The organism is Microcoleus sp. LEGE 07076 (assembly GCF_015207455.1).
GTDB lineage: Bacteria > Cyanobacteriota > Cyanobacteriia > Cyanobacteriales > Microcoleaceae > Microcoleus.
Map to the genome: position 1 here is coordinate 1 of NZ_JADEWV010000195.1, position 10764 is coordinate 10764.

9 protein-coding genes and 1 pseudogene are annotated in these 10764 nt (G+C 48.6%); 8 read left to right on the forward strand and 2 right to left on the reverse strand.

The annotated features are described in order from the left end of the window. Positions 1–643: 643 nt before the first annotated feature. The 3 genes from rimP (at position 644) to IQ270_RS23915 (ending at position 3103) form a co-directional block, all read left to right on the forward strand. Entirely contained in the window at positions 644–1108 is a 465-nt protein-coding gene (rimP, locus tag IQ270_RS23905) for a ribosome maturation factor RimP (RefSeq protein WP_193975679.1), read from the forward strand. Positions 1109–1401: 293 nt separating this feature from the next. After that, positions 1402–2691 (forward strand): transcription termination factor NusA, encoded by a 1290-nt coding sequence (gene nusA / locus IQ270_RS23910; RefSeq protein WP_193975680.1) that lies wholly within the window; start codon positions 1402–1404, stop codon positions 2689–2691. 97 nt (positions 2692–2788) lie between these two features. Then, positions 2789–3103: a YlxR family protein gene (locus tag IQ270_RS23915; RefSeq protein WP_193975681.1), complete on the forward strand. Its 315-nt coding sequence runs from the start codon at positions 2789–2791 to the stop codon at positions 3101–3103. A gap of 16 nt (positions 3104–3119) precedes the next feature. On the opposite strand, the gene IQ270_RS23920 is transcribed toward IQ270_RS23915, so the two are convergent. Then, positions 3120–3356, reverse strand: a complete 237-nt coding sequence (locus tag IQ270_RS23920; RefSeq protein ID WP_193975682.1) for a hypothetical protein — start codon at positions 3354–3356, stop codon at positions 3120–3122. Between the two features lie 134 nt (positions 3357–3490). On the opposite strand from IQ270_RS23920, the gene infB reads away from it, so the two are divergent. The 5 genes from infB to IQ270_RS23945 all read left to right on the forward strand — a co-directional run bounded on the left by infB (position 3491) and on the right by IQ270_RS23945 (position 10106). Then, complete coding sequence (gene infB, locus IQ270_RS23925; protein ID WP_193975683.1) at positions 3491–6688, forward strand: translation initiation factor IF-2; 3198 nt, start codon at positions 3491–3493, stop codon at positions 6686–6688. A 223-nt stretch (positions 6689–6911) separates the two neighbouring features. Further along, complete coding sequence (locus tag IQ270_RS23930; protein WP_193975684.1) at positions 6912–7133, forward strand: hypothetical protein; 222 nt, start codon at positions 6912–6914, stop codon at positions 7131–7133. A gap of 12 nt (positions 7134–7145) precedes the next feature. Next, a complete protein-coding gene (locus IQ270_RS23935) occupies positions 7146–7883 on the forward strand; it encodes a low-complexity tail membrane protein (RefSeq protein ID WP_193975685.1) in 738 nt (245 codons plus the stop codon). Between the two features lie 243 nt (positions 7884–8126). Next, positions 8127–8351 carry a hypothetical protein gene (locus IQ270_RS23940; protein ID WP_193975686.1) on the forward strand — a complete coding sequence of 75 codons (225 nt, stop codon included), beginning with the start codon at positions 8127–8129 and terminating at the stop codon, positions 8349–8351. 561 nt (positions 8352–8912) lie between these two features. Then, positions 8913–10106: a glycosyltransferase family 4 protein gene (locus IQ270_RS23945; protein WP_193975687.1), complete on the forward strand. Its 1194-nt coding sequence runs from the start codon at positions 8913–8915 to the stop codon at positions 10104–10106. Positions 10107–10554: 448 nt separating this feature from the next. Here IQ270_RS23945 and IQ270_RS23950 read toward each other — a convergent pair. After that, positions 10555–10764 (reverse strand): annotated as a pseudogene (locus tag IQ270_RS23950) (J domain-containing protein); the annotation flags it as partial.

Below are 10764 nucleotides of genomic sequence, written 5' to 3' on the forward strand. Positions count from 1 at the left end.
CGACACTCCCCGACACTCACCCTCTCCCCCTCCCCGACACTCCCTCCGACACTCTCCCAGCGCGATCGGTTTGTCACCGGGCTGGCGATCGAGCTAAACTGAGAACTGAGGTCAACTTCGATCGGAGGCAGCCCTCAAACTTCTTGGAAGAAACTGTTTCACCTAGGAGTGGGTCAAGCCCACTTTTTTTGTTGCATTAGTCGCAGCCAAACGGCTGAGGACATCACACCTGCAAGCTGAAGACTTCCCGGTCGCGGCCGAGGTAACAAAGTCATCCTCCGGCTAAAAAGCAGAAACTAGAAGCCAGAATTTAAACCCCACAAGCTCATCCCCGGGCTTGAAAATCTGACATCTTTTTCTTCATTCCCCCGCAAAATATCAGAGTTTTTACCCTCATATCTTGCAGTCAAAAATCAGGTCGATTGGAGATTTCAGATACTTCGACTTCGCAACCGTACAACTTTGAGATTTTAGATTTACTCCACAGATTAATCTGGGAGCCCGAACTTGAGTCTAAAATTTTTGGCTTGACCCGAGTCGGGGGTCTATCCCCGTTTTTTGGCCGGATCAAAGCAAATCAATCTCAAAAACTGATTTTTCCTTACCGTTTCCGAGTTCAGGAGTTTTAACTTTAGTATTCGATATGACTCATCCCCTAATCCCACAAATCATTGACTTAGCTAGCCCCGTTGCGGAAACATTGGGATTGGAAGTAGTGGGAGCAGTGTTTCACACCAACCAACATCCTCCCGTCTTGCGGGTAGACATCCGCAACCTCCAGCAAGACACCGGTTTAGCCGACTGCGAGCGGATGAGCACAGCCCTTGCCGCCGAGTTAGACGCAACCGACATCATCCCCGATGCCTACGTGCTAGAGATTTCCAGTCCCGGAATATCCCGATTGCTCATCCGCGATCGAGAATTCATTACCTTTAAAGGCTTCCCCGTGACAGTCAAAGCCACCGAACCCGACTCGCGAATCAAAGAGTGGAAAGGACTACTGGTATGCCGGGATGAAACAGCGGTTTATCTCAATCAAAAAGGGCGACAGGTTAAAATTCCCCGCCCTCAAATTGCCAAAGTAGAACTAGACGAAGGAAAGGAGTAGTAAAGGTAAATTTTGAGTTTTGAGTTGTAGGGGCGGTGCCTGTGAGTCTCCGCCAGATTTGAGATGGCCTCGCAGTAAGCTGAAAATGCTTCGCTGCGAGTTAATTTTTCAGAATCAAATCTAGAGCAGCGGGTTGACTTGAAACAACAAATAAATTGTTACAATACCGACCTTACCTAATCCTATTTTTGTCACTCAGAAATCATCACCCATCAAGTTCATTTCAAAAATCACCAATTAGTGATTGCCGATCGCCAGTTACGCATTGCCACAGAAAAAAAGGAGTGTTTTATATGTCAATGGTTCCCCTGCCCGGACTAAAAGAAATGGTCGAAGGCATTAGCAAAGAGCGAAATTTACCCAAACACGCCGTCCAAGCAGCTTTGCGAGAAGCCCTGCTCAAAGGATACGAACGCTACCGCCGCACCCAAAAGCTAGACCACTTCAGCGAAGAATACTTTGAAAACTTTGATGTAGAACTGGACGCCGAACAAGAAGGTTTCCGTGTTTTAGCCAACAAAACAATTGTCGAAGAAGTCGAAAATCCCGATCACGAAATATCACTTTTGGAAGTGCAAGAAGTAGCCACAGAAGCTCAGCCGGGGAGCATCGTACTAGTAGACGTAACACCAAATCAAAAAGAATTTGGTCGCATGGCAGCCATCCAGACCAAACAAGTTCTCGCTCAAAAACTGCGCGACCAACAGCGCAAAATGATTCAAGAAGAGTTCAAAGATTTAGAAGAAACTGTTCTTCAAGCAAGAGTGCTGAGGTTTGAGAGGCAGTCGGTAATTTTAGCAGTCACCAGCAGTTTCGGTCAGCCGGAAGTAGATGCCGAACTCCCCAAGCGCGAACAGTTGCCCAACGACAATTACCGCGCCAACGCTACATTCAAGGTTTATCTCAAAAAAGTAGGCGAAGGCTCCACTAGAGGGCCGCAGTTACTCGTTTCCAGAGCCGACGCAGGTTTGGTGGTTTACCTGTTTGCTAACGAAGTACCAGAAATAGAAGATGGGGTGGTGAGGATTGTCGCCGTAGCCAGGGAGGCAAATCCGCCCTCCCGCCACGTCGGCCCCCGGACTAAAATAGCAGTAGATACCCTCGATCGCGATGTAGACCCCGTAGGAGCCTGCATCGGAGCGCGGGGATCGCGAATTCAGGTAGTAGTCAACGAATTGCGCGGCGAAAAAATAGACGTGATCCGCTGGTCTCCAGACCCCGCAACCTATATTGCTAACGCTCTGAGTCCTGCTAGAGTAGATGAAGTACGTTTGGTTGCCCCAGAAGGCAGGCGGGCTCACATTTTGGTCGCTGAAGACCAACTCAGTCTTGCCATTGGCAAAGAAGGTCAGAACGTCCGCCTCGCAGCCCGCCTGACCGGTTGGAAAATCGATATCAAAGATATTGCTAAGTACGATCGCGACGCCGAAGACACCAAATTGGCAGCAGAAGCTACCAGGCTGGAAGAAGCAGAGGACTACTACGAAGACGAAGACGAAGCATCAGGCTTCGAGGGCGAGGCGGAAACCGCAGAATTGGAAGAAGATGAGGCAGCTACGGACGAAACCGCAGCCCCAGTCTAAAAACTGCGAGATTAACTCTGCGCTTTTTGGCCGGCCGGAGATCGGGAGGACTTGTCTCCGACTGCCTCAATCTCCCCCTCTACCCCTGTGACAAGAAATGAAACCGAACTACCGGTGTTGTGCAAGTTGTCGAAAAATAGCTCCAAAAGAAGCTTTTTGGCGAGTAGTCAGGGTCTATCCTTCTCATCAGGTAGAATTAGATAGTGGCCTCGGTCGTTCGGCTTACCTTTGTCGGGTGAGCGAATGCCTCAAAGCAGCTCAGAAAAAAAATCGACTTGGGCGAACGCTCAAAGCGCCTGTGTCTGACGAACTGTACCAAACACTTTGGCAGCGTTTAGCCACATCTGACTGTACATCTGACTCGGGTTCAACCGGGCGAAAAACCGACAAGAGTTCGGTCTCGACTGTGTAAACCCTCGCGGGCAGCCCTACCAGTAATTAGCGGTAGCGCCAGCTCTCAAACCCCCAATCCGATCTGCCCACCAGTCTGGAAAGATTTGTGTCAGATTAGATAAGGGTAGGGTACTAGCAGAGGTATCCTCAAGAGGGAAAGGCAAACTTAGAAGCTTGAGAAAGTGGCAGTTGCCAAAATTCAGACTTTCGAGTTCCCCCGTTCCCAAAAAGACTTGAGAATTCTCCAAAGGCAGAAGGAGGGCTAGTTGCATCTTTTAGATAAAATTGCCTCGCTGAGTACCAAAACCCCGATTCCTGACACTGAATCAATCACAGCGAATGATGTCGTCATTAGAACAAAAAATCAAAATGTAAAAACTGGTTGGCACAAAAGAGGGCAGAGTGGATGAACAACGGCAAAGTAAGAATTTACGAATTATCACGGGAACTAAATTTGGATAATAAAGACATCTTGGCAGTTTGCGAGAGGCTCAATATTTCAGTCAAGAGCCACAGCAGCACAATTACAGAATCAGAAGCAGAACGCATTCGCAAAACAGCGGAAAAATACGTAGCCAGCAGCCACTCTTCCCCCGGCAAGCCAGCTCCTCCCGAAAGAGCAGCAGCGCCATCTAGAGAATCTGGCCCTCACCCTAACGACCAACAAAAAAAGCAGCAAATTTTAGAAATACGCAGTCCAAAAGTAAGACCGGCTGGTGATTCATCCCAGCCTGCGGGAAACGAGGAGCAAAAAACCCAGCCAGGGGCAACCGTGGCAATTCCTCCAAAATCGCCCGCATCTCAACAACTCCAGTCCCCAGCTAAACCAAATATCAATCGACCAGTGCTGTCGAAGCCAAATGTCGGTGGCTCGGAGGCTACTTCGGAAACAGTGTCGGAAACTGTAGGTGCGATCGCCCCGGAAACAACCGCCCAGGCTCAAGCACCTGCGGTACCTGCGGCACCTGCGACACCTCAACCGCCGTCTTCTTCGGGAAAGGCTCCCGAACGCAGCCAACGCCAGCCAGCAGCCCCTCCAGCAGCGCCAGAGGCAAAACTCACGTCGCCGCCAGTCAGAGGGACGTCGGAGTCGGCTAGTCGCACCCCACAAACTATGGGAAACAAGCCGGTACTCAAACTTGCCAGAACCGAGCAAGAGCAATCACAACAGGCACAAACTCTGGAAGCGCCGGCAAAACCGAGCCGCCCCAGCAGACCCGCACCCGGAGGTACGGAATCTCGCGACGCGCAAAGACCGCGCCGGGAAGGCGCTGCTGGCCCAGTCAAAATTCAACTTGCCGATCGACCTCAGCCCGGTGGCCCGCGCCGGAGCCTGGCCCCAGCAACGTCAGCTACCGGCCTCCGCAGCCGGGGCGGCGACACCGGAGCCGCAGGGGATGACACTGACGATAATGAAGAAGATAATACGCCGGACTCCGGGATTCTTCTCCTCGAAAGGCCCTCCCTGCCTCGTCCAGCCAAAAAGACCCAAGTCATTTGGGAAGATGATGACGAAGAAAACTCAGATGCTGCCAAAGCTGCTAAAGCTGCCAAACTCAAGCAGCGTAGTCGTCTCAAACCGATAGATGACGATGACGACGACTTAGAAAATGGCTTGGATCTGCCGGCACCAGTTACCGTCAGCCTCTCCCTAGCCCGCCCAGCTAAAGCCAAGAGCACGGCAGCACCAAAGTCAACACCAACTCCGGGTGCACCCGGAAGCAGCGGCAAAAATAAAAGACCGGGCCCTTCTCACGATAAAAGTTCTTCTGGTTCATCAGGCGGACGCGGCAACAATCGGGGGAAAACAGCCGAAGCTAAGGTAGAACGTCCAGAAAAGCTGCTGCTGAGCAGACCGATGACGGTTCAAGAACTAGCAATTACTTTGGCAGTTCCCGAAACCGAAATTATTAAACGGTTGTTCTCTAAAGGCATTGCGGTAAACATTACCGAAACCCTAGACATTTCAGCGGTGAGAACGGTAGCCGAAGAAATGGGCGTAGAGGTGGAAACCCCAGAAAAAGTAGCCCCAGCGCTCAAAACGATCGAGATGCTGGACGAAACAGATTTGGAATACCTCGAACGCCGTCCGCCAGTGGTAACGATTATGGGCCACGTGGATCACGGCAAAACTACCTTGCTCGACTCGATCCGCAAAACAAAGGTGGCTCAGGGAGAAGCAGGGGGGATTACCCAGCACATCGGCGCTTACCACGTGGATGTGGTACACGAAGGCAAGAGCCAGCAGGTGGTATTTTTGGATACGCCCGGCCACGAAGCTTTTACAGCGATGCGGGCTCGGGGAACGCGGGTGACAGACATCGCCATCTTGGTGGTGGCGGCGGACGACGGCGTGCGACCTCAGACAATTGAAGCTATCAGTCACGCGAAAGCGGCGAAAGTACCTATTGTCGTGGCTATTAATAAAGTAGACAAGGAGGGCGCTCAGCCGGAACGGGTGAAGCAGGAGCTGACTGAGTACGGCTTGGTCGCAGATGACTGGGGCGGTGATATTACAATGGTTCCGGTCAGCGCAATTAAAGGGGAAAACCTGGATACGCTGTTGGAAATGATTCTGACAGTGGCGGAAATGGAAGACCTCAGTGCTAACCCGAACCGAGCTGCTAAGGGTACTGTGATTGAAGCTCACCTCGACAAGGCAAGAGGGCCAGTGGCAACTCTGCTGGTGCAGAACGGTACTCTGCGAGTGGGCGATATTGTGGTCGCAGGCTCAGCTCTGGGTAAGGTGCGGGCAATGATCGACGATCGCGGCGATCACGTAAAACAAGCAACTCCATCCTTTGCGGTGGAAGTGCTGGGATTGCGGGAAGTACCGCAAGCTGGAGACGAGTTTGATGTCTTCGGAAACGAAAAAGAAGCAGCGGCGATCGCCAGCGGAAGAGCTACTTCCCAACGAGATTCCCGCCTGCTGCAAGGCGGCCGGATCAGTCTCAGCGGCTTCTCTCAACAAGCTAAGGAAGGCGTTCTCAAGGAACTCAACTTGATCTTGAAGGCAGATGTCCAAGGCTCCCTCGAAGCAATTGTCGGCGCTCTGACTCAACTTCCTCAAAAAGAAGTTCAACTCCGACTGCTGCTGTCTGCTCCTGGAGAAATCACAGAAACGGATATTGACCTCGCTGCAGCCAGTAATGCTGTGATTATCGGGTTCAATACTACTCTCGCCACCGGTGCTCGCCAAGCTGCCGACCAAGCGGGCGTAGACGTGCGGGAATACAGCATCATCTACAACCTTTTGGATGATATTCAAGGGGCGATGGAAGGTCTGCTGGAACCCGAACTGGTTGAAGAACCTCTGGGTCAAGTTGAAGTGCGTGCTGTCTTTGCGATCGGTCGCGGGGCTGTGGCTGGATGTATGGTACTTTCTGGCAAGGTCATCCGCAACTGTAAGGTTCGGGTACGCCGCGGTAACAGTGTCGTTTACGAAGGTGTGCTCGACTCCCTCAAACGGATGAAGGAAGATGCCAAGGAAGTAAATGCTGGCTTTGAATGCGGCATTTCCTTGAGCGGGTTTAGCAACTGGGCGGATGGCGATCTTATTGAAGCCTACCGCATGGTTACTAAGCGCCGGACTCTATCTCAATAGTTGTCAGTTGTGAGTGTTGAGTTGGAAGAGAAGTTTTAAGTGAAGGCAACTAAATTGCCCGGGACTTACTCCGGGCGATGCCCGAAACCGGGTTGCGACCTAGTTTTCTAGTTGAAAAACCAAGATTTTTCAGAGAAACCCGGTTTAAGAGCGTCTGTTTTGTTGCCGATCGCTCGAAACTATTCTCTTCACTCAATACCCGAAAACTCAGGATTCGCAACTTTTGAAGCAAAAAGAAGAAATAAAAGCTGATGTTTTAGCAATCAAGAACCTCCTAATCGTCTTTTCCCTGGCTGACAATTCAAAATTCACCCACTCAAATCAGAATTATCTCAAGCAACTCGGTTTGACGGCTAAATATTTATTTCTAGCATCGGGTTTTAGAGTCAAAAGTCCAGCCAAAAATGTCAAAATTCAAAATTCAAAACTCGTAATTCATAACTAATAATTAATTAAAGTGCGTTCTTTTTGGTCAGAGCCTTTCTTGTGGATTCACCTTTCTGGGGCGGCTGTACTGCCGATTTTCCTGGGACTGTGCTTGCTGGGACTCGCAGTGGGTTCTCCCGTGATCCCTGTGCAGTTAGAAGTGTTTTTAGTGGGTGTAACAGGTATTTTTCCTGTGCTTTGGATGCAGTGGTTCCGCCCTTTTTACATTTTTAGTCTTTTAGTCGCGGCTGTGAAACCGGAGAAGTTAACTAATGCCCAGCAGCAGATTCTGACTCGGTTTAAAACTAAGTTAAATCAAGCGATCGCTTTTTTTGTAGCTGTTTTGCTGGCAGTCGTTTTGTGGCAGCTATACCGAGAGGCTCCCCTCGCGGCTTCGGTGGCTCCGTTTCCTCCTTCCTGGCGGTGGGCGGGATTGTTGTTGGCAGCTTTTGCTTTTTTAGCTAGCAATTTGTTTTTGCAGGTGTCTGCTAGTGTGGCGGCGGTTTTGCTGGCGCCGGAATCGGAAATGGCAGCGACAAAGCCTTATGTTTTAGAAAAAATTCGGGATAATTTTACGATCGCACTTTGGCAAGTCGATCGACTTTTGCCGACTTTTGTGGGCGAGAAAACTGTGGGGGAGGGTGCACCCGAAGAGTCAGCTAACCCACAACCCGCAATTGGGAATTCGTCAGTCGAGAGTATTGTTAACCCACAAACGGATGACAGCAACGGCGCTACCTCCTTACCCCAACAATCGCTCGAAAAGTGAAATAAAAAATTAAAATAGAAATAATTGTAGTTTAAGCTACTTTAATTTGGACAAATGTATGGAATTAAAAAAGCTACGTTAGGTTCCTTGATGTGATTGGGATTATTAATAGTATTAATATTTAAATTTTAATCGCAGGTTGTGGATATTTTATATTGGCTATTTGGAGAGAAGAATCTATAATAGAGAGAGTCAATGTAAGATTTGAATCCTTACAGGGGATTAAAACAGAGGTATAACAATATGGCGAATTATTCACCGATCGCACAACAACCTCAAGCAGCAGAGCCGAGGGAGCTGTGCGAAAATTCTGAAATCTGGGACAGTCTCAAATCCGCGATCGGCGCAAGTTCAGGGTTTCAACGCTGGCAGCTAGAGCTCAATTTTGATAGTCAGCAGCAAAATGTCACCATCGATCAACAGGTGCGCTCCTATCTGCGCGAAACTTTAGAAACTTTGGCTTACTGAGCGCCCTCAAGGCAAGTATTGTCAAGGTTTGTGAATTTTACAGGTAAATTCAGCAGGCATCCCCTCAAATATGCTAGGTGAGTGCCACAAGCGATCGCAGATCCCAACTTCGGACATCAAATTGCAGGGGAGAGTATTTCTGCTTGCTGAGTCGAGGTTAATTTCCCCATCCTACCTGCAACACACTCTCAGAAAAATCAAGAGAAAATTAGTCTCAAACTCCCCGTACAAAGCGAGTTCTACTGCTATTTATTGATGTGCTTGTTTTGGTAACTTTTTATAATAGGAGTGATACCAATTTTTTATGAGGCGGCATAGAATCCGCTCTCCCTGGCACCCCCCAACAATCAGGGGGGAACAAGATTCTTCTGTTTCGTCCCCCAACAATCAGGGGGATGGGAAGGGGATCGAGATCTATGCAACTTGAGATTAAATTGGTATGAGCCAAAAGAAAATTAACAGTGCGATCGCGGTGATATCCCAAATTGTCGAATTCAACCCGATCGCCAATCTTTTGCCCTGTAAGAGTTACTAGATACTATAAAACAAGAGTTCAGGAAAATGCGCTTAGTCATAGTTCAGTATGCCGGCGATTACGCAGAAACTTTTAAACGCTTGGCGGGAGGGGATAGTGAAAACTACTACGCTCAAAAATATTCTGTTGATGCCGTTACCGAGATGGCAAAACGAGGCGAGTCGGTAACGGTTATTTGCTGCATAACACCAAAATTTGAAGATCGGGTTCTAGAAAATGGCGTGCGGGCGATCGGTTGCGGATTTAATAACAAAATTGATACCAAGAAATTGATCGAGTTAATTGCCCAGCAAAATCCGACTCATTTAGTCATGCGGACAACTATTCCCGACGTTTTCAAGTGGGCCATTAAAAACAAAATTAGAACCATCGCTGTATTTGCCGAATCTATTGCCACAACAAGTTGGCGAAATAAAATCCGCAACTATTTCCTGGCCAATTTGTTGAACAACAAGCAAATAGAATGGGTAGGAACTTACGGCATTACTTCATCTTTATTGTTCAAAGAAATTGGAGTAAAACATGACAAAATAATTCCTTGGGACTTTCTCTTAGAAACAAATTCCGGCTCTTTCTCGCCAAAAGAACTTCCTGCAGATGTCAAAAAAAGTTTGAAATTATTTTACGCTGGTTTGTTAGTAAAAAGTAAGGGAGTTGGCGATATCTTAGAAGCTGTAGCCAAGTTAAGAAAGCAGGATATATCAGTTCACTTAAAAATGGCAGGTAAAGGCGAAGAAGAGTTTTTTGATCGGCGAGTCGAAGAGTTGCAAATTAAAGAGTGTGTCGAATTTCTGGGAATGGTGCCAACTCCGACTTTAGAACCTTTAATGAGAGAATCCGATGTGGTGTTAGTGACTAGCAGACACGAATATCCCGAAGGCTTTCCCCTAACAATTCAGCACGCTTTGCGCGCGAGAACACCGATTGTAGCTTCGGATCACCCGATGTTTAAAACTCACTTGAAGCACAGCCTTAATGCCATGATTTTTGAGGCGGGTAATTCTCTGGCTTTAGCGAAATGTCTGGAGAAACTAATTTCCGATTCAGCGCTTTATCACAATCTTTCTGTCGCTTCTCACTCAACCTGGGACGAGTTGCGTCTGCCCGTCAAATGGGCGGAATTGATCGATCGCTGGCTTGATGATTCTCCTGAAAGCAAACAGTGGTTGTTTGAAAAGCGACTGGCTTCTGAATACTATAACCGAGTCTCAGTAGCATGAGGTGCTGCTGGGCATAGGCCCGCGCCGGACATAGGGCATACCTCACTTATTTGAGAACCGCTATATAACCGAGTCTCAGTAACATGAGGTGCTCTCGCGGCCCGCGCCGGGGAAGGATCCCCCATACGTCACAACGCTTGAGAACTGCTATAGAATCAAAAATCAAGTCAATAAGTAGATCAATCATTTGCAGGCGCAGGCACAGAATGCTGAGAAGTTTTTTAACTAAGCAATGAGAATATTTATAGTTGAGGTGAGGCAGGAGGGATTCGGGGAAACGCGTGATTTACCTTTGATTGCATAGTGCTGTTTATTTGTGCCTTTCTACTTAATACCATTTTTCTAAAGATGCGATAGAGATCGAGGACGACCGGGCACTGTAATCTCCTTTACCTTTTGACGAAAGTCTGTACATAACTTTAAAAAAATGGTATGAGTCCTGATTAATTTAAAAGATCCGATCGACCAACCAATTGCCCAGCCACAGCCCGAAACCGGAAGTAGCGACTGAGAGGATAAATGTGTAGAGCCCGCGGCCGGTGGCGATCGACCTTTCGCCCGCTACCATCCGGGCCACAACTCCAGCCACAATCCCGATCGCAGCCAAAGCCCCATAAACACTCTTAGATCCAGCAATCTCTAAGGCTTGCGTCAAAGC